The organism is Variibacter gotjawalensis (genome assembly GCF_002355335.1).
In the GTDB taxonomy this organism is placed as follows: domain Bacteria; phylum Pseudomonadota; class Alphaproteobacteria; order Rhizobiales; family Xanthobacteraceae; genus Variibacter; species Variibacter gotjawalensis.
The window spans coordinates 2,156,715-2,182,484 of the sequence record NZ_AP014946.1; the positions used below are offsets into that span (position 1 = coordinate 2,156,715).

The window sequence follows — 25,770 nt, forward strand, 5'->3', positions numbered from 1 at the left end:
AGAGTCGCGCGGGGGCAGGCGCAATGGCCGACGCAACCCGTGAAAATCATCCTTGGGCAGCCGGCAGGCTCGGGGTCCGACCCGATGGTGCGCGGCCTCGCGACGCATCTGTCGGCGGCATTCGGCCAGCCATTTATCGTCGACAACCGTCCCGGTGCGGGCGGAAATGTCGCGGCGGCGGCCGTCGCGCAATCGAGCGATGACCACACGCTCGGCGTTGTCTTGGGTGGGCCGACCACCACGGCGAAGCTTCTTACCGCTTCGCTGCCTTACGATCCTGCTCGCGATTTTAAGCCGATCAGCCTGCTCAACCGCACGCCGTTTGTGCTGACGGTCCACCCGGCTACTTTTCCGGGTGGCACCTTCGCGGACTGGATTGACCGCCTTCGGGCGCAACCCGGCAAATTCTCTTACGCATCCATCGGCCCTGGCACCGTTACGCATCTCGCGATGGAAGAAATCAAGGCGAAGCTTGGCGTCGACATCGTGCATGTGCCTTATCGCGGCTTCCCGCAGGCGACGCTCGACCTCATCGAAGGCCGGGTGCACGCAATGTTCAACATCATGTCGGCCGCTGCGGAGCACGCTACGACAGGCCGCATAGCGGCTCTGATGCAGACAGGCGCCACGAGGATGACGCCGATCAAGGACGTGCCGACACTTCAAGAGGCTGGACTGCCGACGCAGCCCTTTTTTGGTTGGTCTGGCGTGATCGCACCTTCGTCTTGGCCGAACGAGCGCGCGAACGCGGTTTCCAAGATCATCCGCGATGCGCTTCGCACCGATCCGGCAGCTCGTGGTGGTTTGGATAAACTCGGCGCCGAGATTGTCGGTTCTGGACCGGCGGAACTAGCCAGCCTGCAGGGGAGCGAGAGTGAGCGTTGGGGCGGCGTGATCCGCAGCCTTGGTCTCAAACCGGTTTGATCGGGAGGCACCGATGCGGCTCGAAGAGATCACGCTACTCGTGTTCACGGCGTTCAACGTCGTTCGGCTCGTTGCCTACGTGCCGCAGATACGTAAAGCAGCTTGCGATCAAAACGGCGCGTCCGCCATCGCATACTCCACGTGGGTGATGTTTTTCTTCGCCCATGCTTCGACAGTCGCATACGCGCTCGTCAACCAAAAGGACGCATCGCTCGCACTTTGGTTCACCGCGAACGCGGCGTGTTGCCTAGCAATCATCGGAGCGGGGCTTCTCGCCCGGCGGCGCAGCCGGGCACGGCTGAACGCTTGATGTTACTCGCCGAGCGCACGGAGTGCAGCGGACGCAGCCATCGTGCGGTTCTCGACACCGAGTTTGAAGAAGACTTGCTCGAGATGTTTGTTGACGGTGCGCGGGCTCATGCCAAGAATCGACGCAATATCTCGGTTCGCCTTGCCTTGCGCGATCCAGAATAACACTTCGGCTTCGCGCCGCGTCAGCGCGAACTTTTGCTGGAGCTTTGCTTCGCCGGCTTGCGTTTCGACTTGCCGAACCCTCAGCAGAATCTCCTCAGGCCCCGAATGCGCGACGAAAGTGAGTTGAATGCTCGCGCTGCCGTCCGCCGAAGGGATCGTGAAGCCTCTCTCATCGCTGGTGTCGCGTTCGCTCGCGACAGTGTTCAGCCACTCGGCGGTCGCCGGCGGCAGTGTCGCGGGCAGGGGCGTGTCGAGTACGGTTTCCAGCAGTTGCGTCGCTTGCGGCGTGATCCACTCGATCCGGCCGCGCGGATCGACGGCGAGCAAAAACCGGCCGGCGGCATCGAGCGCGGCACGCGCGCTGGACGTCTTCTGCGCATTGGCGAGATGCGCGCGAATGCGGGCGACGAGCACGTCCGGAACGATCGGCTTCGTAACATAGTCGGTACCGCCGGCCTGAAAGCCGCGTACGATATTTTCGGTTTCCGACAGACCTGTCATGAACATGATCGGAATATGCGCCGTCGCGACATTCTCGCGCATGAGGCGCGTTGTCTCGAAGCCATCCATCTCGGGCATCATCGCGTCCATGAGGATGACGTCGGGCGTCATCTTCTCGGCGGAACGCAGCGCCTGCGCGCCGGCGGTGGCGACCAGCACCGTCATGCCGGATTCCTCCAGCGTGGTGACGAGCATGCTCAGCATGTCGGGAGAATCGTCGACAACAAGGACGACTTGCCGTGGCGGCTTAACGTGCATCATCGGGCAGCACCTTCTCTAAACGCGCCATATATTCTTTGAGATCGAATTCGCGGATGAGTTCGCGCAGCCCGGCGGTGAAATCGCGGTGGTGCGGCAGCGCGGTCTCGATCTCGCCCAGTCGCTCCTCGATGCCGCGGATGTAGCCGATTTCGCCGAGATGCAAGAGATCGCGTAGGTGTTTTTCGGGCAGAGCGCCTTCGGTTGCGCTCATTGGCGCAACGGTGATCGGCGTCTCATGCTCGTAAATCCATTCGACATTCAGCAATGCTTGGACTTTGCCGAGCAGCTGCCGCACATCGAAGGGTTTGAGCAGATAGTCGTCATGCGCGCGATCGGGCGTCAGGATGCGATGCGCTTCCGTGATATTGGCGGACAACATCAGGATCGCGGTTCGGCTGTGCCCCTTCGCGCGCAGCCGCTCGGCGACCTCCCAGCCATTGATCTCCGGCATCTGAATATCGAGAAGGACGAGATCAGGCGCTGCCGCGTCTGCGATGTCCAGCGCTTCGACGCCGTCGCGCGTGCTAAGCACGGTGAATTCGAGCGGCACCAAAATTTCGTGGACGAGATCGCGATGCACTGGATCATCGTCGACGACCATCACGGTCTTGCGCTCTCCACGATAACCGATCACCTGCTTTTCCGGCGGAGCCATCGGCTGCGGCCGCGCGACCTCACCCATGAAGAGGCGGACGCGAAACGTGCTGCCTTTGCCGTATTCGCTGCGAACATCGATATCGCCGCCCATGATCTGCACGAGCTGCCGCGTAATCGTGAGGCCAAGGCCCGTGCCACGATGGCGGGCACGCGGCGCATGCGCGCGCTCGAACGGTTCGAAGATTCGCTTGAGGTCGGACTGCTTGATGCCGAGACCGGTATCTTCGACGCTGAGGCTGGCGACCTGATTGCGATAGGCGACACGCAACGTCACGCTGCCTTTGTCTGTGAATTTGATCGCGTTGGCGAGGAGATTGAACAAAATCTGCCGCAAGCGGCTTTCGTCCGTGAAAACGGCGGCCGGCATCGGCCCATCGAACTTCAACGTGAAATCGATACCGTGCGCGGCGGCTTGCATGCGGAATGTCTCGGCCAACTGTTCGAGAAATTCGCGCAGGCGTACCTCGTCGCGATTGAGCTTGAAGCGCCCAGCCTCGATCTTCGAAATATCGAGGAGGCCATCGATGAGCCCGGAGAGATGTTCGGCGCTGCGGCGAACGACCTTGATCGCATCGACGCGGCGTGACGGCATGTCCTTCGCGCGCTCGAGCAGTTGCGCGTAGCCGAGGATCGCGTTGAGGGGCGTGCGCAATTCGTGACTGAGGCCGACCATGTGGCGGCTTTTCGCTTGGCTTGCCGCCTCTGCTGTCTCCTTCGCGCGCTGCAATGCCGCGTCCGTGCGTTGATGCGCCTCGATTTCTTGCATCAGCAACACGTTCTGCCGCGACGATTCGTCTTCAGCGAAGCGACGGCTCTCTTGCGCGAGAACGAACAGCCAAGCCGCGACACCCGCTATGAGGATCAGGATGAAGAAGACAGCCCACAGAGTTGTGCGAATGACCTCGGCATCCGTGCGGCCCTCATACGTCGTCTGCAGGTAAACGAGCATGAGCGCGCCGCCGATCACCGCACCGAATGTCGCAAGCACGCCGAGATAGTGCGCTAGACGCGACGTCAGCGGCGCGACCAACCAATCCGGGAATGTTGCGCGCATGCCGGCACCGACTTGATCGGCGAGGCGTGCATTCGGTTTGCAGCAGTCGTGGCATCTCGCATCGAGCGAACAGCACAGCGAGCAGATATGCCCACCGTAAGCCGGGCAGCTCGCCATGTCCTCGACCTCGAACGTGTGCTCGCAGACCGTGCATTTGGCCTCGACGGCATTGCCCCAATCAGTCTTGGGCGTCCTTGCGATATAGAAGCGGCTACGCGTTGCCAGCGCGACCAGCGGCGTTGAAACGAAGGCCACCCCGAGCGTGATGAAGGACGCGAGTGCTTGCGCCGATTGCCCCGCAAATCCCGCGAAGGCGATGATGCCGATGAGTGCCGCGAGGATCATCGACCCTACGCCGACCGGATTGATATCGTAGAGGTGCGCGCGCTTGAATTCGATGAAGGAAGGGCTGAGACCGAGCGGCTTGTTGATAACCAAATCGGCGACGAGCGTGCCGACCCACGCGATCGCCAGCACCGAGTAGAGGCCGAGGATGTGCTCGAGGGCCTTGTAGATGCCGAGTTCCATCAGCACGAGCGCGATCGCGACGTTGAAGACAAGCCAAACGACGCGGCCCGGATGGCTGTGGGTTAGGCGCGAGAAGAAATTCGACCACGCGATCGAGCCCGCATAGGCATTCGTCACGTTGATCTTGAGCTGCGAGATAATGACGAAGGCGCCCGCGAATGCGATCGCGAGACCGGATGACGAGAACACGTAGCCGAACGCAACGACATACATCTGCGTCGGCTCTGCGGCTTTGCTCGCCGGCACCATGTGTTTGAGCGCCAGAACTGCAAGGAACGACCCGAGCAGCATTTTGATCGCACCTGGCACGATCCAACCAGGTCCGGCGCTCAGCATCGCGAACCACCAGCGCTTCGGCGACGTCTTGCGATCGGGGAGGAAGCGGACAAAGTCGACTTGCTCGCCGATCTGCGCCACGAGCGAGAAGACGACCGACGATGCCGCCCCGAACATCAGTAACGTCAAGCCGTTCGCGTTGCCGGAAATACCCGCATAGTGCGTCCACTCGCTGACGGAATTCGGTGCGTTCAGCGCGATGAATATGAACGGCAGGAGATGCAACCCGATCCACAGTGGCTGCGTCCACATCTGCAGGCGGCTGATCAGTGTGATTCCGTAAGTGACCAGCGGCACGATCACGATGGCGCTGATGAGATAGCCGATGCCGAGCGGCACGCCGAAGCAGAGTTCCAGCGCGAGCGACATGATCGCGGCTTCGATGGCGAAGAAGAGGAACGTGAACGACGCATAGATCAGCGAGGTCACGGTGGAGCCGATATAGCCGAACCCTGCGCCGCGCGTGAGCAGGTCGATATCCACGCCATACTTCGCGGCGTAATACGTGATCGGTACGCCGGTGAGGAAGATGATGAGACTCACAGCGAGAATCGCGGCGACTGCGTTGTCGAAGCCGTAGGTCAGCGTGATCGATCCGCCGATGGCTTCGAGCGCCAGAAACGAAATCGCCCCGAGCGCCGTGTTGGCGACGCGGAAGTTAGACCACTTGCGCGCGCTCTTTGCCGTAAAGCGCAGCGCAAAGTCCTCGAGCGTCTGGTTCGCGACCCATTGATTGTAGGTGCGACGGACGCGGACGATGCGCTGCGGAGCGTTCATCGCGGCGCGCGCCTTTCGTGGCGATAAATCGCGGCAATTTGTGCGTCGCAGCGGCGCTGTTGGAATACCCGAGTCGCCCGCAAAAGAAGGCTGTTCATCGCCTGGCAGTCCCCTGGCCGGAGATCTTCGATCCCCGATCTTAGCGTTCCGGGTTTTGCCCCGTACGCTGAAAAGTGCAGCAGCCGTGGGTGTAAAACTGAGCAGTGGATAACTCGTTGCTCGGTCGCGTCTACGCGCACAGCACGTCGGTCGACTCCCGCGTGGTTCCGGTTGCTCATCCACTGTGCAGCGTCGGCGACTACGTCATTCGACGTATTTCGCACGTGCAGCATCGCGCCCGAGGATGCGTGCCATGGGGGACGTCTGGCCTCCACGGGACTTCACAACGCGAACAACAACGAGGCGTCGCATGACATCCAAATACGAGGGGTTGGACTCTCCATTACGCCGAAAACTGCTGATGGGCGCAGCCGGTGTTGCGGCTGCATCGATGCTGCCGCCGATGGCGCTTGCGCAGCAGTTTCCGACCGCGGCCGTCAACACGACGGGCCTTGCGGTCACCGATACGGAAGTGACGGTTGGCATTCTGCATTCGGTCACCGGCACGATGGCAATTTCGGAAACGGGTTCGGTACAAGCCGAGAAACTCGCGATCGAGCAGATCAATGCAGCTGGTGGCGTGCTCGGCCGCAAGATCAAGTTCATTCAGGAAGACGGTGCCAGCGATTGGCCGAACTTCGCCGAGAAAGCCAAGAAGCTTCTCGTCAACGACAAGGTCGCGGCCGTGATGGGCTGCTGGACCTCGGCGTCGCGCAAGGCCGTGTTGCCGGTGTTCGAGCAATACAACGGCATGCTCTACTACCCGACCTTCTACGAAGGTCTCGAGCAGTCGAAGAATGTGATCTACACGGGCCAGGAAGCAACGCAGCAGATCATCGCGGGCCTCGATTGGGTCGTGAAGGAGAAGGGCGCCAAGAGCTTCTACCTGCTCGGCTCGGATTACATCTGGCCGCGCACGTCCAACAAGATCGCGCGTAAGCACATCGAGAACTTCCAGAAGAACAAGGTCGTTGGCGAAGAATACTTCCCGCTCGGCCACACGCAGTTCAACTCGGTGATCAACAAAATCAAGCTGCAGAAGCCGGACGTGATCTACGCGATCATCGTCGGTGGTTCGAATGTCGCGTTCTACAAGCAGCTGAAGGCAGCCGGCATCGATCTGACGAAGCAGACGCTCCTCACCATCTCGGTGACCGAGGACGAGATCGACGGTATCGGCGGCGAGAACATCGCGGGCGCTTACGCCTGCATGAAGTACTTCCAATCGCTCGACAATCCGAACAACAAGGAATTTGTCGCGGCCTTCAAGAAGATGTGGGGTGAAAAGACCGTCATCGGAGACGTCACACAGGCGGCCTATCTCGGCCCGTGGCTGTGGAAACTGACCGTCGAGAAGGCCGGCTCCTTCGACATCGACAAGGTCGCGGCAGCATCGCCCGACGTCGAATTTAAGGGCGCGCCGGAAGGCTACGTGAAGGTCCACAAGAACCATCACCTCTGGTCGAAGACTCGCGTCGGACGCGCGAAGGCGAACGGTCAATACGATCTCGTCTTTGAGACCGCCGACCTCGTCGAGCCGGATCCCTTCCCGAAGGGCTACCAGTAACGCAACGCGCCGCTCCGCAAGGGGCGGCGCATGTCTCTCGGGCTCGCGGCAGCGCGAGCTCACGCGTCGCGATCACGCTCTGACAGGAGCTATCGGAATGTTCGGTTACACGTTCGGCGAATTGGGTTCGATCTTGGCGATGCAGACCTTTGCGGGTCTCATCTTGTTCTCGATCTTTCTGCTGATGGCGCTCGGCCTTGCCATCATCTTCGGGCAGATGGGCGTGATCAACATGGCGCACGGCGAGTTCATGATCCTCGGCGCCTACATGACGTATCTGACGTCGCACGTGTTCCAAAACTACGCGCCGGGCCTCTTCGGCGGCTACTTCTTCGTCGCGATGGCGGTCGCCTTCGTCGTTTCCGGTGCGCTCGGTCTGCTCGTCGAATGGGCGCTGATACGGCATCTCTATGCGCGGCCACTCGACACGCTACTCGCGACATGGGGCCTCAGCCTCATCCTTCAACAGGCATATCGATCGATCTTCGGTCCGCGCGAAGTCGGCGTCACCTTGCCGGATTGGATGATGGGCTCGCTGCCCGTTACCGAGACGATTGAAGTGCAGATCAACGGTCTGTTCGTGATGGGGCTCACGCTCATCATCACGGGGATTGTCGCGCTACTCTTGTTCAAATCGAAATGGGGTCTGCAGGTCCGCGCTGTCACGGCGAACCGGACGATGAGCGGCGCGGTCGGTATCGATACGCGGCGGGTCGATCGGCTGACCTTCGGTCTTGGTTGCGGCATTGCCGGCATCGCGGGCTCGGCCTTCACGATGATCGGCTCGACTGGGCCGACCGCCGGCCAGCTCTATATCGTCGACACGTTCCTCGTTGTTGTCTTCGGCGGTGCGCAGAGCCTGCTCGGGACGATCTTCTCGGCGCTCACAATCTCGCAGTCGCAGTCGACGCTGGAATTCTTCCTCACCGGCTCGATGGCCAAGGTGATCACGCTGCTCATCGTCATCGGCTTGCTCATGCTGCGCCCACAGGGCCTGTTCGTCCTCAAAGTCAGAAAGTGAGAGAGACATGTCAGCTACTCGCATGGACCTCCGCAAACTCGAACTGATCGGCATTGCGATCATCGCGGTCTTGATCCTGGTCGTCCTGCCCCTCGCACTCGATGCCTTCCGCCTCAACCTCGTTGGAAAATATCTGACGCTCGCTTTCGTCGCGGTCGGCCTCGTCCTCTGCTGGGGTCACACAGGAATCTTGAGCTTGGGGCAGGGTGTTTTCTTCGGCCTCGGCGGCTACTGCATGGCGGCGTTCCTCAAGCTCGAGGCGTCGAGCCCCGCGAACACCAAGATCCAATCGACGCCCGGCATTCCGGATTTCATGGACTGGAACCAGATCACGGAGATTCCGTGGTTCTGGGTGCCGTTCAAATCCCTCCCCGCCACACTAATCCTTGTGCTTCTTGTACCGGCCGCGCTCGCATTCATTCTCTCAGCCCCGATGTTCAAGCGCCGCGTCGGCGGCGTATATTTCGCGATCATCACTCAGGCGATGGCCGCCGTGATGACGATCCTCATCGTCGGGCGCCAGGGCTACACGGGCGGCATCAACGGCATCACGGATCTGCGCACGCTACTCGGCTGGGACATCCGCCCGGATTTCTCGAAATACGTGCTCTACTTCGTCTGCTGCTTCCTGCTCATCGGCTGCATCTTCCTCGCTCGCTATGTCGTCGGCAGCAAGCTCGGCCGCATCCTTGTTGCCGTACGCGACAAAGAGGATCGCGTTCGCTTCTCGGGTTACGACGTTTCAAGCTTCAAGGTCTTCGTCTTCTGCCTGGCAGCTTCGATCTCGGCGATCGGCGGCGCGATGTTCACGCTGCAGGTCGGCTTCATGTCGCCGTCTTTCGTCGGAATCGTGCCGTCGATCGAGATGGTGATCTTTGCGGCGGTCGGCGGACGCCACTCGCTGGTCGGCGCTGTCGCCGGCACGCTCCTCGTCATGTGGGGCAAGACGCTCTTCTCGGAAAGCTTCCCGGAACTCTGGCTGTTCGCGATGGGTGGCCTCTTCATTGCGGTCGTGCTGCTGTTCCCGCGCGGTCTCGCCGGTCTCTTCACCGACCAATTGCTGCCGAGGCTCTTCAACATGCGCTTCTTCGGCCGCAGCGGTGAGCGCGTCAGCCCGGCGCCGGCCGAGTAAGGAGCGACCATGTCGAACACAGACTATCTCCTGGCACTCGAAAACGTCTCCGTGTCCTTCGACGGCTTCAAGGCGGTCAATGCGTTGAACCTCTACATCGACAAGGGCGAGCTTCGCGTGATCATCGGGCCGAACGGCGCCGGCAAGACAACGGTTCTCGATCTCATCTGTGGACGCACACGAGTTTCCGAGGGGTCGATCAAGTTCAAGGATCAAGAGATCACAGCGATGAAGGAGCAAAAGATCGTGCGCCTCGGCGTCGGTCGGAAATTCCAGACGCCTTCGATCTACGAAGATCTCACAGTGTTTGAGAATCTCGAGCTCTCGATTCCGCGTGGTCGCGATGTCATCGGCGCGCTGTTCTGGAAGCGCGATGACGCAGTGATCGAACGCGTCAAGGAAGTCGCCAAGCAGATTTTCCTCGAGGAGCATCTCGATCGCCTCGCCGAAACGCTGAGCCACGGCCAGAAACAATGGCTCGAGATCGGTATGCTGCTGATCCAAGACCCGGAGTTGCTGATGCTCGACGAGCCGGTCGCCGGGATGAGCGTGTCGGAGCGCGCGAAGACCGCCGAGTTGCTCAAGGAGATCATCAAGGATCGCTCCGTGATCGTCATCGAGCACGACATGAAATTCGTCGAGAGCATTGCGAGCCGCGTCACCGTTCTGCACCAGGGCAAGGTGCTCGCGGAAGGCGACATGCAGACCGTGCAGAGCAACCCGAAGGTCAAGGAAGTTTACCTTGGACACTAATTCCGGAGTGCAGCCTATGTTGAGTGTGACAGGCCTATCGGCCGCTTACGGACAAAGCGAAGTGCTGCACGGCATCGACCTGGCTGTCGCGCCAGGTGAAATCGTCGCGATGGTCGGCCGCAACGGCATGGGTAAATCCACGCTAATGAAATCGCTGATCGGCATCATGCCGGCGAAGTCCGGCCAAATTCAGGTTTTGGGCAACGACGTCACGAAGCTGCAGCCGCACCAGCGTGTCGCCAAGGGCATCGCGTACGTGCCGCAAGGCCGTCAGATCTTTGGTGCCATGACGGTGCGCGAAAATATCGAAACCGGGCTCGTCGTCACGGGAGAGCGCACCATTCCGCGCGAGATCTACGATCTCTTCCCGATCCTGGCCGAATTCGACAAGCGCCGCGGCGGCAATCTCTCGGGCGGTCAACAACAGCAGCTCGCTATCGCGCGCGCACTCGCCAGCAACCCGAAAGTATTGCTGCTTGATGAGCCGACCGAAGGCATTCAGCCGTCGATCATCAAGGACATAGCGCGGCTTCTCAAAGAGATCCGCCAGCTCCGCGACATCTGCATCGTCGTCTGCGAGCAGGTGTTGAGCTTCATTCTCGATGTCGCCGATCGCATCGTCGTGATGGAAAACGGCCGCATCGTACACACCGATTCACGCGAACACGTCGACGAAGCGGCGATTGCTCGCTTCCTCGCTGTGTGACGACGACGCAAGACCGGAGAGCGGAAATGTCCGATCCGGTCATGCCTCAACGAGGAGTTTCCACGTGTCGGGCGTGGGAGGACTTGAGACGTAAACTGCGCGCAAGGAGCCGCCATGCCTGAGACTATTATCAAGATCGACTTGTCGGAGTCTCCCTACAAGAACGACATGATCCACAATCGATGGCACCCCGACATCCCGATGGTGGCGTGGGTGAAGCCGGGCGACGACTTTATCATCGAGACGTATGACTGGACCGGCGGCTTCATCAAAAACAACGAGTCGGCTGATGACGTGCGCGACATCGATCTCTCGATCGTGCATTTTCTCTCGGGTCCGATCGGCGTCAAAGGCGCGGAGCCGGGTGATTTGCTCGTTGTCGATCTGCTCGATGTCGGCGCATTGCCGGAGAGTCAGTGGGGTTTCAACGGCTTCTTCTCCAAGAAGAACGGCGGCGGGTTCCTCACCGACCATTTCCCGCAGGCGCAGAAGTCGATCTGGGATTTCAAAGGCATCTATACGTCGTCCCGCCACATCCCGAACGTCAACTTCGCGGGCACGATCCACCCGGGCTTGATCGGCTGTTTGCCGGATCAGAAGCTGCTCGATACTTGGAACAAGCGCGAGGTCGATTTCATCGCGACGAATCCGGATCGCGTTCCGCCGCTCGCCAACCCGCCGTTCCCATCGACCGCTCACGTCGGCCGAGCCAAGGGTGGCACGAAGTCCAAAGCCGCGATGGAAGGCGCCCGTACGGTTCCGCCGCGCGAGCACGGCGGCAACTGCGACATCAAGGATCTCTCGCGCGGTTCGAAGATCTACTTCCCGGTCTACGTGAAGGGCGGTGGTCTCTCGATGGGCGATCTGCATTTCTCGCAGGGCGACGGCGAGATTACCTTCTGCGGCGCGATCGAGATGGCCGGTTGGCTGCATCTCAAGGTGGACCTCATCAAGGACGGCGTGAAGAAATACGGCATCAAGAATCCGATCTTCAAGCCGTCGCCGCTTGTGCCCAAGTACAACGACTACCTGATCTTCGAAGGCATCTCGGTCGACGAGAAGGGCAAGCAGCATTATCTCGACGTTCACGTCGCGTACCGCCAAGCCTGCTTGAACGCGATCGAGTATCTCAAAAAGTTCGGCTTTACGGGCGCACAGGCCTACTCGATTCTCGGCACCGCGCCGGTCCAAGGGCACATATCGGGCGTCGTCGACATACCAAACGCGTGCGCGACGCTATGGATACCGACCGAGATCTTCGATTTCGACATCATGCCGAACTCCGCCGGACCGAGCAAAAAGGTCAAGGGCGGCGTCAAGATGCCGTTGTCCAAGGATAAGTGAGGGGGAAGGCGGGGTGCGGGCGAGTTGAGCCGCTCGCACCTCTTCTTTTTGGGGAGTGAGAAATGCCAGTTTACGAATATCTCTGCGATAGCTGCGGCCCGTTCACCGACATGCGGCCGATGGCGGAAAGCGATCTGCCGAACGACTGTCCGGACTGCGGGATCACCGCGCCGCGCGTCATTCTCACGGCGCCGAATTTCTCCGGCCTGTCCGCGGAGCGCCGGGCAGCCTACGCAACGAACGAGAAAAGTCAGCATGCGCCACAGTCATCTGCCGAATACAAAGCGCAGCACGGTGCCAATTGCTCATGCTGTGCGAGCGGCAAGAAATCGCGGATGACCTACAAGACGAAGAGCGGCGCGAAAAGCTTCCCGACCGCACGGCCGTGGATGATCTCGCACTAGGTTGAGTGGTCGCATTTTCTTGACGTGAACCGGCATCCACTTCACTTGAAAATGCTCTAACGCGCTCGCCTCTTCGCATTGGTGGCTTTCGGCACCGGACGCGGAACCGTCGCGCGGAAACGCGGGCGGAAAATATCGAGAAAGCTCTGGGCTGGCGGCGTCAGCCCGCGGCTGCGCAGCCGCAAGATGCCAATGCGCCTCACGATCGCCGGCGACCCGATCGGCAGCACCGTGAGATTTGCCGGAAGCCGCGCGGGCAGGGCGGTCGGCGGAACGATGCCGACTCCGAGACCAGCACTCACCACATCGTAGAGCGAGCCGAACTGCTCGACGATCGTCTTGTGGTCGAGCTTCGCACCATGCTTTGCCGCGATATTGTCGATCAGCCGACGCAGACCTGAGGCTAGCGGCAGCGAAACGAGCGGCTCGCGGACGAGATCGTGCAACGTCAGTTCCTTCTTGCGCGCAAGTGCGTGATTGCTCGGCAGGATGCCGACGCAAGCTTCTTCGACGACCTCTTCGGCAATCATGTCCTCCGGCAAATCGACAGCATTGCCGATGCCGAAATCCGCGATGCCATTACGGACATTTTCGTAAACCTCGGAGCCCATACCCTCCAGGAGCTGAACCTCGACATCCGGGTTGAGCTTGCGGAACGCCAAGAGCGCCTCGCGCACCATGTGATGCGTCACCGAGATGAGGCACGAGATAACGAGTCGGCCACGCAGGTAGCCGCCGACCGACCGCGCGCTTGCGACGTGAGCGTCGAGTTCGTCGAGCAAACGGCCGCAAGTGGTGACGAAGTCGCGTCCCGCCGGCGTCAATACCACAGTGCGCGTCGTTCGCAGGAAGATCGATAACCCGAGATCGCGCTCGACCTGGCTGACCAGGCGGCTGACGCCCGGCTGCGTCATGCCGAGCTGCGCCGCTGCCGCCGTGAAACTGCCGAACTCGGCCACATCGCGCACGGCGCGTAGATGCTTAAGCGAGAGGTTAAGCGAGCGGGTGACGGCCAATCGTGCCATTCATGCAGTTTCCGCATTAAAAGATATTATCCAATGGGCTTTGACAGCAAATCCGGGGTCGGTCAATCAGCATATCCAACGTTTCGGTTATGAAAGGCCGCCATTCAGAATGGCCAATACGAGTTCGGGGAAGCGCAGCGAGGAGGGCACGGCACAGCGCGGCGGCGCGCTCGCCGGCCTGCGGATTCTCGACTTCACGCGCTTCTATTCGGGCCCGTTCGCGACGCTTCTGCTCGCCGGCTATGGTGCTGAAGTCATCCGGATCGACCGCCCGGCCGAAGGCGAGCCGGCCATGTCGGGGCCTCCGTTCTACGGCTCAGAGGGGGTATCGCTCGATCGCCAGGATGAGCGAGACCTCGGCCTCGCCTATCTCAAGCGCTGCCGTGGCAAGAAAGCGATCACGCTCGATTTCGCGCGGCCGGAAGGCATGCGGCTATTTCATGAACTTCTTCGCACCGCAGACGTCGTCGTCGAGAATTTCCGTCCCGGCGTCGCCGATAAGCTCGGCGTCGGTTACGAGCAAAACGCGAAGATCAATCCGCGCATCATTCACTGCGCGATTACGGGTTACGGCTCGACCGGCCCGGACGCGAATCTCAAAGCCTACGATCTCATGGTGCAGGCCGACAGCGGCCTGATGAGCATCACGGGCAATCCCGAAGGGCCGCCACGCAAGGCCGGCAGTGCGCTCGCCGACGGGATCAGCGGCGCCTTCGCAGTTTCCGGTATTCTCGCCGCGGTCGTCGAGCGCCAACGCTCCGGCGTCGGTCAATTCGTCGACGTCGCGATGACGGATTGCCTCGTGTCGCTCGTCCTCGACGAGCCGCTCGATTGTTACGAGCGCTTCGGCCTCGCGCCGCGCCAAGGCAACCGCATCATGCGCTTTTCGCCCTTCGATACATTCGAGACGGCGGATGGCGATATAGCGATCGGCTGCGCGACGAACACCGAATGGCGCGCTTTGCTGACGGCAATCGATCGCCGCGATCTCGAAGCTGACGCGAACTTCATGAATACGGGTTGGCGCGTTGCCAATGTCAAAGCCGTCAACGCCATCGTCGCGCAGTGGACGCGTGTGCATACGACGGATGAAGTTCTCGACGCACTCCGCCGGCACGATGTTCCAGCAAGCCCGATCCGCACCATCAACGATCTCATGACGTGGGATCATTTGCGTGAGCGCCGCATGCTTGAAGATGTTGCCCACCCCGTCGTCGGCTCGCCGCATCCGGCGATCGCGGCCGGCTTTCCCGTGAAGCTCAGCCGTACACCGGGCGGCTATCAGCGCGGAGCGCCGTCGCTGGGTCAGGACAACGAAGAGATTTACGCGGGCGCGCTCGGCATCGAAGGCGATGCACTGCGCGCGCTCAAGGACAACGGCGTCATCTGACGCGGCATTCAAAGGAGAGACTGATGGCCGAACGCGAAGAATTTAGAATGTATTCGGATTTCAAGAGCCCGTACGCGTGGCTCGCTTTCGAGCCGGTCTTCGATCTCGAGAAGAAGTACAACGTCCGCATCAAGTGGATGCCGTTCCAACTGCGCATCAAGGGCTCTGGCCAGCGCAGCGTCTATTCGGAATTCAAGGTCAAATATTCGTACATGGATGCGCGTCGCTCGGCTAACGAGCGCGGCGACAAAAAGATGATCCGCGGTCCGCTGAAGATCTACAACACCGAAGCGTCGTTGATCGGCGGCCTCTTCGCCGAGAAGCAAGGCCGCATCGTCGAATACGGCCGGAAGGTCTACGAGTTGTTCTTCAAGCGCGAGCTTGAGATCGACGACGCGGACGCTGTCGCAAATTTCATCGCGTCGATGGGCATGTCGGCTGACGACTATCGTGCCTTCCTCGCCGGCCCCGGCAAAGCCGAATACGACGCAGCACAAGAGCAGGCGATGGCCGATCAGATTTTCGGCGTGCCGATCTGCGTGTTCCGCGGCGAACAGTTCTGGGGCAACGATCGCGTTGCAATGCTGGAGCGCCGTCTGCAATCCGCCGGCCTCGCGCTCGACAATAAGAGCGCGGCTTAACGAGCTTCCACGAGGGGAGTCGAACGTGATCGATCTCTATTACTGGCCGACTCCCAACGGCTGGAAAATCTCGATCATGCTCGAGGAATGCGGCTTGCCTTACGAGGTGCGCCGGATACGGATCGGACGCGGCGAGCAGTTCGAGCCGAAGTTTCTAAAGGTCTCGCCCAATAATAAGATCCCGGCGATCGTCGATCACGATCCGCCGGGACAAAACTCCCCGCTCGCGATCTTCGAGAGCGGGGCTATTTTGATTTATCTCGCCGAGAAGGCGGGAAAGTTTCTGCCGAAAGATCTGCCGTCGCGCATGTCCGTGCTGCAGTGGCTGATGTGGCAGATGGGAGGCCTCGGCCCGATGGCCGGCCAGAACGGCCATTTCCTTCTCTACGCCAACGAGAAGATTCCGTACGCCATCGGCCGCTACGGCGAAGAGGTGAAGCGTCTCTACGGCGTTCTCGATCGCCGCCTTGGCGAAACGCAAGTCTACATGGCGGGCGATTACTCGATCGCCGATATCGCGACATTCCCGTGGATCATGACGCACAAGGCGCAGGGTCTCACGCTCGACGACTACCCGAATATCAAACGCTGGTACGCGGACATCCGCGCTCGCGACGCCGTGCAACGTGGCTTGGCTCTCGGTAAGGAACACTGGGGCCGCAAGCTGGATGACAAAGCGCGCGAAGCTCTGTTCAAGACATCCGCCGGCGAAGCATTGCAGAAGGAAATCACATGACGCTTCCCATGCTCGAAGGCATTCGCGTGATCGACATCACGCAGTTCGTCGCGGGGCCGGTGTGTTCGCGTTTGCTCGCTGACGCAGGTGCCGACGTGATCAAGATCGAACTTGCGCCATATGGCGATCGATCGCGCGTGCAGGGCTTCAAGCCGCGTGAGGCGGCTTATCAGCGCTCGTCGCGCAGCACGTATTTTTTTCAGCACAATCACTCGAAGCGCAGTCTCGCGCTCGATTTCAAGCATGAGAGCGGCCGCAAGATCTTGCGCGAGTTGATTGCCAAGGCCGACGTGCTCGTCGAGAATTTCGCGCCCGGCGTCATGGCGCGTGCCGGCCTCTCTTTCGAAGACATGAGTAAGATCAATCCGCGGCTCATCATGTGCTCGGTGTCGTTCGCCGGACAGACAGGGCCGCTCAGTACCAAGCCCGGTTACGACTACATCGCGCAGGCTTATTCCGGGGTGACGAGCTTAATCGGCGAACCAGATCGCAGCCCGTCGCAGATGCCGATCGCGATTGGCGACGTGTCTACCGGTGTTTCCGCCGCCATGGCGGTGGGCTTCGCGTTGTTCCATCGTGAGCGCACGGGGCGTGGGCAGCATGTGGAAGCAACGCTGCTCGACACCTATTTCCATATGCACGAAGCCAACGTGCCGAAAGTCGCGATCCGAGGAGAGAAATTCGCGGTCGAACGCACCGGCTCGCAGCATCCGGATGGCGGCCCGATCGGTCTTTTCCGCTGCGGCGATGACACGTTTATCTCGATCAACGTTCTGTCGCATCAGTTCGCACAGTTCGCCAAAACAATCGGCCGCCCGGAACTTGCCGAAGACCCGCGTTACGCGACGGCTCACGGGCGCCGCGACAATAATGCAGACCTGGTCGTCATCATCGAGCAATGGCTCGCGACTTTTCCGACGCGCGATGAGGCGATGCAGGTGCTCGATCGCGAACGCATCCCGTGCGCTCCGGTGCTGACGCTGCACGAAGCGATGCGTCAGCCGCATCTGCTCGATCGCGGCACGGTGCGCAAAGTGCACGACGACCAGATCGGCGATTTCCTGATTCCGGGCGCGCCCGCGCGCTTCTCCGAGTGGCCGCAGCCGGAAGGCCTGCGCGTCGACATGCTCGGCGAGAACAACGAGACGGTGCTTAAGGAGCTTGGCTACTCGGCCACGGACATCGCCGCCCTCTACAACGACAAGGTCATCGTTCGCGACAAACTTCTAGAGACAGGCGACAGCGTAAAGAGCCAAGAGCGCAAGACGGCCTAACGACGACGACCGCGGAAAATCGCGGCGAGAATAAAAAGAAGAAACGGAGGAAACATGCGCATCGGAACAGCGTGCCGCGCCGGCATGCTCGTGCTTGCGATGATGGGCGCCGCCCACGCGCAAGAGGACTACCCGAGCCGCAACATCACGCTCGTGGTGCCGTTCGCGGCAGGAAGCGGCGCCGACGCGGTTGCGCGCATTTTGGCGCAGCCCCTGGGGTTGGCGCTCGGCACGAATGTCGTCGTCGACAACAAGGCTGGAGCAAATGGCGCGATCGGCGCGACCTTCGTGGCGCGTGCAGCACCGGATGGGTATACGTTGATCCTGACGTCGAATACCACGCATGCCGCTAATCCGAATCTGATGAAGAATATCGCGTACGATCCGATCAAGGATTTTGCGCCGGTCGTTCGCGTCGGCAATTTCGGCTACATCCTCGCGACCGGGCCGGGCGCGCCGGGCACGACGGTGCCCGAGCTGGTCGCCTACGCGAAAGCCAATCCCGGCAAGTTGAGTTACGCCTACGGCAACGCGACCGGCGTTGTCGCCGCTGAGGCATTCAAACGCCAGACCGGCACCGACATCGTCAAGGTGCCATACAAGAGCACGCCTCCGGCGTTGACCGACCTCATCGCCGGCCGTGTCGCGATGATGTTCGTCGATCTGCCGTCGAGTTCCTCACATGTCGAGTCTGGCGCGCTGCGCGCGCTCACGGTGACGTCGCGTGATCGCAGTGCGATGGCGCCCGAAATCAAGTCCATGAAGGAAGTCGGCCTTCCGGAGTTCGACATCACGGCCTGGGCCGCGATCTTCGCACCGGCCGGAACCCCTCCCTCGGTAATCGCAAAGCTGAACACGGAGCTGCGCAAGATCGTCGACGATCCGGCGATCAAGAAGCGTCTCGCCGCCATCGGCTTCGACTCGTTTTCGAGTTCGTCCGAAGAGCTGCGCGTTTTCGTTGCTGACGAACTCATCAAATGGACGGCGCTGATCAAAGACGCCGGCATGCAGGCCGAATAGAGGGAACACCATGACGATACGTTTGAAACTTGCGAGCGCTCTGCTTGCGCTCTCGGCCTCATGCGCGATGGCGAGCGACTACCCGTCGCGTCCGATCACCGTCATCGTGCCGTATGGCGCGGGCGGACCGACCGATACGGTCGCGCGAATTATTTCGCAGGCGTTGAGCGAACAACTCGGCGAACGCCTCGTGATCGAAAACGTCGCGGCGGCCGGCGGCACTGTCGGTTCGGCGCGTGTCGCGCGTTCCGACAAGGACGGCTACACGCTGCTCTTCAACCACATCGGTATGGCGACCGCACCGTTCTTCTATCCGAATGCGCCCGCGCATCCGGTGAAAGACTTCGATCCAATCGGCCAAGTCGCCGACGTGCCGATGTCATTGATCGGGCGACAAGGACTTGGTGCCGACGATGGCGCGAAGCTGATCGCCCTCGCGAAGCAGAAGGGCAAAGAGATCTCTATCGCTCACGCCGGTCCGGGCACCGCGTCGTTCCTCTGCAGCTCGTTGCTGCAGCACGCGACCGGGATGCGGCCGACGGAAGTGTCTTACAATCGCGGTTTCGCGCCGGCGCAAGTCGATCTCATCGCCGGCCGCGTCGATTTGATCTGCGATCAAACCACCACAACGACCAATGCAATCAACAGCGGCGGCGCTAAAGCTTACGCGGTCACCACGAAGAAGCGGCTTGAGACATTACCCAACGTGCCGACCATGAACGAGATCGGCGTCAAGGATTTCGAATTGGCGATCTGGCACGGCTTCTACGCGCCGAAGGGAACGCCGAAGCCCATCATCGATAAGCTCAGTGCCGCGCTCGAAAAGGCGCTGCGGAGCAAATTAGTCGCGGATCGCTTTGCCGAGCTGGGCGCTGTCCCGGTTTCGGCAGAGGACGCGACGCCCGCCGGCCTTGCCAAGAAGCTTCAGTCGGAGATGGATCGCTGGGGGCCCGTGATCCAGGCATCGCAGAAGCCGCAGTCGAATTAGCTGCATCACTCCATGCGGCGGCGGAACATCCACGCCGCGACGCTGAGCGTTACGATCGCGATGAGGATTAGCGGGATGGTGTTGCGCACCATCTCGTCGAGCGGAAGTCCTTTGAGGAATACGCCGCGCACGATCGCGATAAAATAGCGCAGCGGGTTGATCACCGTGACATGCTGCAGCCATGTCGGCATGTTGTCGATTGGAGTCGCGAAGCCGGACGTCAGCGTCGCCGGAATCATAAAGAGGAATGAGCCGAGGATCGCTTGCTGCTGCGTGGCAGAGAGCGACGAGATAAAAAGCCCAATGCCGATCAGCGCGGTCAAATAGAAGAAAACGCCGATATAGAACATCGCGAGCGCGCCATGCACCGGCAGCCCAAACCAGAACACGGCCGCCAGCAGATAGAACGTGCAGTGCACGTGCCCGATGATCAGCGGCGGAACGGTCTTGCCGACGAGAATTTCATGTGTGCGCAGCGGCGAGACCATCAGCTGATCGAATGTGCCGAGTTCGCGCTCGCGGGCGACAGACAATCCGGTGACGATGAGGCCGATCAGCACGGCGATCACGGCGATCAGGTTCGGAACCATGAACCACTGCGTATCGAGTGCGGGGTTGAACCAGAAGCGCGGGACGATCGGCTCGGCGGGCTCCGCGCCGGCGCGCAGCGTGATATCGGCCGAATAGGCCGTAACGATCTGCGAGACGTAAGCGCCGGCGAGTTGCGATGCGTTGGAACGCCGCCCATCGAGAATGAGTTGGATATCCGTCGGCCGTCGCGCCGCGATATCGGCCGAGAACGTCGGCGAGATATGCATCGCGAGCAGAACGCGTTGCATGTTGACGGCTTCGGCCATCTCCTCGTTGCGCGTGACTCTGACGATGCGGTGGAAAGTCGGCGAACCCTGCAGCCGGCTGATCAACTCGATGCTCGCCGCGCCCCCGTCACGATTGAGCACCGCGATATCGACGTTGCGCACCTCCATCGTCGCCGCATAGGCGAAGACGAAAAGCTGCATGATCGGCGGCACAATCAGCACCATGCGGCCGCGTGGATCGCGCAGAACCGCGAGCAGCTCTTTGATGATGAGCGCTTTGAGCCGCGTCCACATCAGGCGAGCCGCTTCTTTGTCGTGCGCGCGGCGAGGGCGAACAGCACGGCGCCCATGGTCAGCAACACGGCGATCGATTGAGCGTAGAGCGGCCAGATATCGCCGGCGAGAAAGACAGTCTGCAGCGCCGGAATGTAGTAGCGCGCCGGAATGATCATCGTGAGCCACTGGATGATCTTCGGCATCGATGCGATCTCGAACAAAAAGCCGGAGAGCAGGAATGCGGGAAGGAACCCCGCGACCAGTGCGAGCTGCGACGCGAGGAACTGGTTCTTGGTGCCGGCTGAGATGAGCAGGCCGAGGCCGAGGGCAGGGCAGAGGAACGCCGCCGAAACCAGGTACAGCGCGATGAGTGACCCTCTGAACGGCACGCCGAACAACAAAACCGAAACGGCGACGCAGAGCGTCAACGCGAGCAGCCCGAGGATGAAGTATGGCAGGATCTTTCCGGCGAGAAGCTGTAGCGACGATACCGGCGTCGCCATCATGGCTTCCATCGTGCCGCGCTCCCATTCACGCGCGACGACGAGCGCGGTGAGCAGCGTGCCGATCATCGTCATCACGATCGCGATAGCGCCCGGCACAAGGAAATTGCGGCTGACGAGTTCCTGATTGAACCAGACACGCTGTTCGACATCGATGAGCGGCGCTGGATTAACGCCGTGGTCGATGGCGGTTTGATTGCGCCACGTCTGCACGACACCTTGCGCATAGTTCAGCACGAAGCTCGCCGTGTTCGGGTCTGTGCCATCGACGAGCACCTGCAGCCGTGGCGGCGTCTGCGGATTGGCGTTGTCGGCCGTGAAGTCGGCCGGAATGACGACGATGCCACGAATCCGGTTGACGACGAGGTCTTCTTCGAGTTCGCGGCGGTCAGTCGCGAGTTTGACCGTGAAATAACGCGAGGCCTGGAAATTCGCAGCAAGCTCACGCGCGGCCGGCGTCGGGCTCTCGATCGCGATGCCGATGCGTGTGACGGTCGCGTCGAGCGAGAGCGCATAGCCGAACAAAAACAAAAGAACGACCGGCAGCACGAAAGCGATCAGGATGCTCGACGGGTCGCGAATGACCTGCAGCGTCTCCTTGCGGACGAGGGCGATGAAGCGAATGGTGGCGTCGCGATCCATTACGCGGCCGCCTTCACGGCGGCGTCGGATTGCTCGACGAGCCGGATGAATGCGTCTTCCATCGTCGGATCGGGGTTCTCTTTGGTGGCGACCATCGCTTTGAGATCGTCGGGCGAGCCGAGCGCGATCGAGCGCCCGCGATAGATCAGCGAGATGCGATCGCAATACTCGGCTTCGTCCATGAAATGCGTGGTGACGAGTACAGTGACGCCTTTTTCGACGAGTCCGTTGATGTGCGTCCAGAATTCGCGCCGCGAGATCGGGTCGACGCCGGAGGTCGGCTCGTCGAGAAACAGAACATCGGGTTCGTGCATCGCGGCGCAGGCGAGCGCGAGGCGCTGCTTGAAGCCGAGCGGCAGATCCTTCGCGGAAGATTTCAGCCGCGATTTGAGATCGAAGATGTCGGTCATCAGGTCGATCTGCTGACGCCGCCGCGCGCGATCGAGCCCATAGACGCCGGCGAAGAAATCGAGGTTCTGGCCGACGCTAAGATCGCCATAGAGCGAGAATTTCTGCGCCATGTAGCCGAGCCGATTGCGCGCCTCCGCGCCCTCGCGGCGGAGATCGAAGCCGGCGACGCGGCCTTCGCCGGCTGTCGGCTTAAGGAGCCCGCACAGCATCTTGAACGTTGTCGATTTGCCGGCGCCGTTCGGGCCGAGCAAACCGAAAATCTCTCCCCGCGGAATATCGAACGTTATGTCGGATGCGGCCGTGAAGTCGCCGAACTGCTTCGTCAGCCCGCGCGCCTCGATGACCGGTTTGTCTTGCGGCGGCAGCGGCTGGCGCGCTTCGGCGAGCTTCGAGCGGCCGCCTGGGCCACCGCCCAGTATATCGACGAAGGCGTCTTCGAAGCGTGGCGGTGTCGGCTCGGCCTTTGCGTCGGCACCGAGCGACGCAACATCTGGAACACCTTCGCGTGTCACCAAACGCAGCGCTTCGCCTTGGATCACGCCATCGATAACGGTCTTGTCGTCAAGCACTTGCGCGAGCGCGAGACGGCGCCGGCCATGTATGCCGGTAACGCGGAACACGCGGCCATCGACACGCCCGGTGAGTTCCTTCGGCTCGCCGGAGAACAGCAGCTTGCCCTCGTTGAACAACAGCACGTGATCGCATTTCTCGGCTTCGTCGAGATAGGCCGTCGACCAAACGACGCCGACGCCTTCGCGCGCGAGGTCTTCGACCATCTTCCACAACTCGCGGCGCGAGATCGGGTCGACACCGACTCCGGGCTCGTCGAGCAGCAGAAGTTTCGGCTTGCGCAGCAGGGCGCAGGAGAGACCAAGCTTCTGCTTCATGCCGCCCGAAAGTTTTCCGGCGAGACGCCCAGTGAAACTCTTCAAGTCCGTCAGCGTCAGCAGTTCGTCAAACGCGGCTTGACGCTCGGCTTTCGGAAGGCCACGCAGATCCGCATAGAGATCGAGATTCTCCTGCACGGTGAGATCTTCGTAGAGGCCGAAGCGCTGCGGCATGTAGCCGATGTTGGCGTGAATGTGCTCCGGCGCTTGCGTCGTGTCGTGGCCGAGCACCGTGAGTGTGCCGCCGTCGGGCACAAGCAGCGCGGTCATAAGACGGATGAGCGTCGTCTTGCCGGCGCCGTCGGGCCCGACGATGCCCGTGATGCGTCCGCCTTCGATCTCGCCCGAGATGGCGTCGAGCGCCGGCTTCTCGCTGCCGAAGCGTTTCGTCACGCTATCAATGCGGACGAGGGTGGTCATTTCGCTGCCGCGGCGTTGGCTGGTGGCGCTTCGAGGCGCACGGTCACCGGCATGCCTTGCCGCAGACCTTGATCCGCGTTCTCGATCGTGATGCGCAGACGATAGACGAGGTCGGTGCGCAGCTCCGGTGTCTGCACGGTCTTCGGCGTGAATTCGGCGACCGGCGAGATGAAGCCGACGCGCCCGCGATAGGGCGCATTCGGCCGCGTGTCGCTTGTCACGGAAACCTCCATGCCAGGATGGATGCGGCCGAGCGACGGCTCCGGAATGTAGGCGCGCACCCACACGGGCTGTGACAGCGAAAGAACGTAGACGATGTCGCTCGGTCCGACGATTGCGCCCGGCTCACGGACGCGCGAGAGAATGACGCCATCACTCGGCGCCTTCAGTGTCGCGTCGGCGAGGGCCGTTTCGGCCGCGGCGAGATTGGCGCGCATACCTTCGAGCGTCGCGCGCGCCGCAGCGATGTCTTCTGGACGCGTTCCTTCGAGCAGAAGGCGCAGCGCCTCGCGCGACGACAGCAAACGCGCCTGTGCCATGTTGCGTGTGGCGAGCGCTTGATCGTAATTCGCGATGGAGGAAGCGCCTGTCTCGCGCAGCTTGTTGACGCGCTCGAATGTCTGCACCGCGTTGGCAACGTCAGCATCGTTCGCCGCGACTGTCGCGCGCGCTTGCGCGATCTCAGCTTCGCGCGGGCCTGCGATGAGACGCGACAGCGTCGCTTCGGCATTCTTCACTTGCGCGTCGGCGGCACGTACCTGGTCTTCGAAGGAGCGAATGTCGAGCTTCGCCAGCACGGTACCGGCCTTGATACTCTCGCCTTCCTCGAACGCCATCTCAGAAAGCCGCCCGGCAACACGGAATCCGAGCTGCACCTGCCGAATGTCGACATTGCCGTAGAGCGTGTTCTGCGCCTCAGCGGGTTTGCGCCAACCGAGACGGGTCGGCACATCGAACCACCAGCCGCCAGCGAGAATGGCGATCAGAACGGCAATCACGGCAACGCGCGTTCTCATGACGCACCTTTGTCTGTTGCGGGGCGAATGTTTGCGACGGTTTCGTCGATGAGTTGATTGAGAATGCCGAGCTCGCGGGAGCCGACGCTCTGCCAATCGAGCTGCCGCATCACGGCGGCACGAGCGAAGCGGAAGAAGATGACGTGGCCCACAGTGGCGAGTGCTCGCGCGCCGACGTGCTCGCTCTTCGGGTCATCGGCGAGCAATATCCCGATCAGTTGACGCAGCGTATCGACGATCGGCCGCATGAAACCTTCATAAACCCGCTCAAAGGCCTCGGTCGGCTCCATCTGCTCGCGCAGCATGAAGCGCGCCCACGGCCCTGACTCTTCGCTGACGACGAGGCGGGCCATCTCTTTCAGAATGCCGGCGAGGAGGGCGCGGGCTTCGGCAGGCGTGAGGCCGCCTTCCGCGGCGCGCGCCATCATCTGAGCGCGTCCGGCTTCGGCAGCGGGAGAGACATGAGCGCGGACACGGGCACCGATGTGATCGGCCGCCGCGAGGTAAAGCCCCTGCTTGCCGCCGAAGTAATACTGCAGCGCTTGGATATTCACGTTGGCCGCGCCGGCGAGTGCACGCGTTGATGCACCCTCGAAGCCGTGACGGCCAAAAACATCGATCGCTGCGATCACGATGCGTTCACGCGTCTCGTCGCCTCGCGAGGGCGGGCTGAGCTGTGGCGGTTGGGCCGTTCGTTCATCCATAAGTTGCGAAATACCTCTGCAGGGAGGTAATGTCAATCGATTGATTGAAATGTTGTGGTGGTTCGCCCTGACCGGGTGTGAATGGCTAACAAAGCCTCAACGAGAACGTCGAATTCCCTGCGATCGCCCGGAAGGATTCTTCAACCCTGTCATCAGGATGCAGCAAAAGTACCGGTCCGTTTTAAGTCGCTTTTTAGAGATCGGGTTCAGTCTCGCTCTCAACAAAAGTGGAGAGCGTCGTGCAGCACGTCCGTTTCGAAGTAGCGCGTCATGTTGAGGGTTGGGGGATCAAGCGCGGCGCTGAAATCGCCGGCTCGTATCCGTCGAAAGAGGCGGCTCTCGAAGCTGCGAAGATGGTGGCGTCCGGGTATCTCGGCCGCGGCATGCAAGTAACCATCTCGATGCCCTCGATGGTAGCCTGCGACTAGTGCCTCGTTTGCGCTATCAAAATGCTGGCGAATTTTAAGACTTCTTAAAGCGG

At 61.2% G+C, this 25,770-nt stretch carries 24 protein-coding genes; 16 read left to right on the forward strand and 8 right to left on the reverse strand.

The window, feature by feature from the left end; translation table 11 throughout:
* Positions 1 to 39: 39 nt before the first annotated feature.
* Together GJW30_RS10530 and GJW30_RS10535 are read left to right on the forward strand one after the other, a co-directional pair.
* Positions 40 to 924: a Bug family tripartite tricarboxylate transporter substrate binding protein gene (locus tag GJW30_RS10530; RefSeq protein ID WP_157746733.1), complete on the forward strand. Its 885-nt coding sequence runs from the start codon at positions 40 to 42 to the stop codon at positions 922 to 924.
* Between the two features lie 13 nt (positions 925 to 937).
* Positions 938 to 1,234, forward strand: coding sequence for a hypothetical protein (locus GJW30_RS10535; protein WP_096355065.1), 297 nt, complete (start codon positions 938 to 940; stop codon positions 1,232 to 1,234).
* 2 nt (positions 1,235 to 1,236) lie between these two features.
* Here GJW30_RS10535 and GJW30_RS10540 read toward each other — a convergent pair whose 3' ends face one another.
* Both GJW30_RS10540 and GJW30_RS10545 read right to left on the reverse strand, forming a co-directional pair.
* Positions 1,237 to 2,160 (reverse strand): response regulator transcription factor, encoded by a 924-nt coding sequence (locus GJW30_RS10540; RefSeq protein WP_096355067.1) that lies wholly within the window; start codon positions 2,158 to 2,160, stop codon positions 1,237 to 1,239.
* On the reverse strand, positions 2,147 to 5,512 hold the full coding sequence (locus GJW30_RS10545) for an ATP-binding protein (protein ID WP_096355069.1): 3,366 nt from the start codon (positions 5,510 to 5,512) through the stop codon (positions 2,147 to 2,149). The genes GJW30_RS10540 and GJW30_RS10545 overlap by 14 nt, the downstream gene beginning before the upstream one ends.
* Positions 5,513 to 5,921: 409 nt before the next feature.
* Here GJW30_RS10545 and urtA point away from each other — a divergent pair, with 409 nt between their 5' ends.
* The 7 genes from urtA to GJW30_RS10580 all read left to right on the forward strand — a co-directional run bounded on the left by urtA (position 5,922) and on the right by GJW30_RS10580 (position 12,538).
* Positions 5,922 to 7,178: an urea ABC transporter substrate-binding protein gene (urtA, locus tag GJW30_RS10550; protein WP_096355071.1), complete on the forward strand. Its 1,257-nt coding sequence runs from the start codon at positions 5,922 to 5,924 to the stop codon at positions 7,176 to 7,178.
* Positions 7,179 to 7,275: 97 nt separating this feature from the next.
* Positions 7,276 to 8,199, forward strand: a complete 924-nt coding sequence (gene urtB, locus GJW30_RS10555; protein ID WP_096355073.1) for an urea ABC transporter permease subunit UrtB — start codon at positions 7,276 to 7,278, stop codon at positions 8,197 to 8,199.
* Between the two features lie 7 nt (positions 8,200 to 8,206).
* On the forward strand, positions 8,207 to 9,331 hold the full coding sequence (gene urtC / locus GJW30_RS10560; RefSeq protein WP_096355075.1) for an urea ABC transporter permease subunit UrtC: 1,125 nt from the start codon (positions 8,207 to 8,209) through the stop codon (positions 9,329 to 9,331).
* A gap of 9 nt (positions 9,332 to 9,340) precedes the next feature.
* Positions 9,341 to 10,084, forward strand: coding sequence for an urea ABC transporter ATP-binding protein UrtD (urtD, locus tag GJW30_RS10565; RefSeq protein WP_096355077.1), 744 nt, complete (start codon positions 9,341 to 9,343; stop codon positions 10,082 to 10,084).
* A gap of 16 nt (positions 10,085 to 10,100) precedes the next feature.
* Positions 10,101 to 10,790: an urea ABC transporter ATP-binding subunit UrtE gene (gene urtE, locus GJW30_RS10570; RefSeq protein ID WP_096355078.1), complete on the forward strand. Its 690-nt coding sequence runs from the start codon at positions 10,101 to 10,103 to the stop codon at positions 10,788 to 10,790.
* 114 nt (positions 10,791 to 10,904) lie between these two features.
* A complete protein-coding gene (fmdA, locus tag GJW30_RS10575) occupies positions 10,905 to 12,134 on the forward strand; it encodes a formamidase (protein WP_096355080.1) in 1,230 nt (409 codons plus the stop codon).
* 62 nt (positions 12,135 to 12,196) lie between these two features.
* The gene (locus tag GJW30_RS10580) at positions 12,197 to 12,538 is read left to right on the forward strand and encodes an FmdB family zinc ribbon protein (protein WP_096355082.1); all 342 of its coding nucleotides are present in this window, start codon (positions 12,197 to 12,199) and stop codon (positions 12,536 to 12,538) included.
* A gap of 56 nt (positions 12,539 to 12,594) precedes the next feature.
* Here the strand turns inward: GJW30_RS10580 and GJW30_RS10585 are convergent, their stop codons facing one another.
* Positions 12,595 to 13,563: a LysR family transcriptional regulator gene (locus GJW30_RS10585; protein WP_096355084.1), complete on the reverse strand. Its 969-nt coding sequence runs from the start codon at positions 13,561 to 13,563 to the stop codon at positions 12,595 to 12,597.
* Between the two features lie 109 nt (positions 13,564 to 13,672).
* On the opposite strand from GJW30_RS10585, the gene GJW30_RS10590 reads away from it, so the two are divergent.
* Genes GJW30_RS10590 through GJW30_RS10615 form a run of 6 tightly spaced genes read left to right on the forward strand, consistent with a single transcriptional unit; the run spans position 13,673 to position 19,612 of the window.
* A complete protein-coding gene (locus GJW30_RS10590) occupies positions 13,673 to 14,953 on the forward strand; it encodes a CaiB/BaiF CoA transferase family protein (protein ID WP_157746734.1) in 1,281 nt (426 codons plus the stop codon).
* A 23-nt stretch (positions 14,954 to 14,976) separates the two neighbouring features.
* Positions 14,977 to 15,594 (forward strand): DsbA family protein, encoded by a 618-nt coding sequence (locus GJW30_RS10595; protein WP_096355088.1) that lies wholly within the window; start codon positions 14,977 to 14,979, stop codon positions 15,592 to 15,594.
* A 25-nt stretch (positions 15,595 to 15,619) separates the two neighbouring features.
* Positions 15,620 to 16,330: a glutathione S-transferase N-terminal domain-containing protein gene (locus GJW30_RS10600; protein ID WP_096355090.1), complete on the forward strand. Its 711-nt coding sequence runs from the start codon at positions 15,620 to 15,622 to the stop codon at positions 16,328 to 16,330.
* Entirely contained in the window at positions 16,327 to 17,604 is a 1,278-nt protein-coding gene (locus GJW30_RS10605; RefSeq protein ID WP_096355092.1) for a CaiB/BaiF CoA transferase family protein, read from the forward strand. Before GJW30_RS10600 ends, GJW30_RS10605 begins: the two co-directional genes overlap by 4 nt.
* A gap of 54 nt (positions 17,605 to 17,658) precedes the next feature.
* Positions 17,659 to 18,624, forward strand: coding sequence for a Bug family tripartite tricarboxylate transporter substrate binding protein (locus GJW30_RS10610; protein WP_096355094.1), 966 nt, complete (start codon positions 17,659 to 17,661; stop codon positions 18,622 to 18,624).
* Positions 18,625 to 18,634: 10 nt separating this feature from the next.
* The gene (locus tag GJW30_RS10615) at positions 18,635 to 19,612 is read left to right on the forward strand and encodes a tripartite tricarboxylate transporter substrate-binding protein (protein WP_096355096.1); all 978 of its coding nucleotides are present in this window, start codon (positions 18,635 to 18,637) and stop codon (positions 19,610 to 19,612) included.
* A 5-nt stretch (positions 19,613 to 19,617) separates the two neighbouring features.
* Here the strand turns inward: GJW30_RS10615 and GJW30_RS10620 are convergent, their stop codons facing one another.
* From GJW30_RS10620 to GJW30_RS10640, 5 genes are read right to left on the reverse strand one after another with little or no spacing between them, the layout of a single operon-like run.
* Positions 19,618 to 20,727, reverse strand: coding sequence for an ABC transporter permease (locus GJW30_RS10620; protein WP_096358776.1), 1,110 nt, complete (start codon positions 20,725 to 20,727; stop codon positions 19,618 to 19,620).
* Positions 20,724 to 21,851: an ABC transporter permease gene (locus GJW30_RS10625; protein ID WP_096355098.1), complete on the reverse strand. Its 1,128-nt coding sequence runs from the start codon at positions 21,849 to 21,851 to the stop codon at positions 20,724 to 20,726. The genes GJW30_RS10620 and GJW30_RS10625 overlap by 4 nt, the downstream gene beginning before the upstream one ends.
* On the reverse strand, positions 21,851 to 23,569 hold the full coding sequence (locus tag GJW30_RS10630; protein ID WP_096355100.1) for an ATP-binding cassette domain-containing protein: 1,719 nt from the start codon (positions 23,567 to 23,569) through the stop codon (positions 21,851 to 21,853). The genes GJW30_RS10625 and GJW30_RS10630 overlap by 1 nt, the downstream gene beginning before the upstream one ends.
* The gene (hlyD, locus tag GJW30_RS10635; protein ID WP_096355102.1) at positions 23,566 to 24,585 is read right to left on the reverse strand and encodes a secretion protein HlyD; all 1,020 of its coding nucleotides are present in this window, start codon (positions 24,583 to 24,585) and stop codon (positions 23,566 to 23,568) included. The genes GJW30_RS10630 and hlyD overlap by 4 nt, the downstream gene beginning before the upstream one ends.
* Entirely contained in the window at positions 24,582 to 25,217 is a 636-nt protein-coding gene (locus GJW30_RS10640) for a CerR family C-terminal domain-containing protein (protein ID WP_245408724.1), read from the reverse strand. The genes hlyD and GJW30_RS10640 overlap by 4 nt, the downstream gene beginning before the upstream one ends.
* A 311-nt stretch (positions 25,218 to 25,528) precedes the next feature.
* On the opposite strand from GJW30_RS10640, the gene GJW30_RS10645 reads away from it, so the two are divergent.
* Positions 25,529 to 25,717: a hypothetical protein gene (locus tag GJW30_RS10645; RefSeq protein ID WP_130364887.1), complete on the forward strand. Its 189-nt coding sequence runs from the start codon at positions 25,529 to 25,531 to the stop codon at positions 25,715 to 25,717.
* Positions 25,718 to 25,770 lie beyond the last annotated feature (53 nt).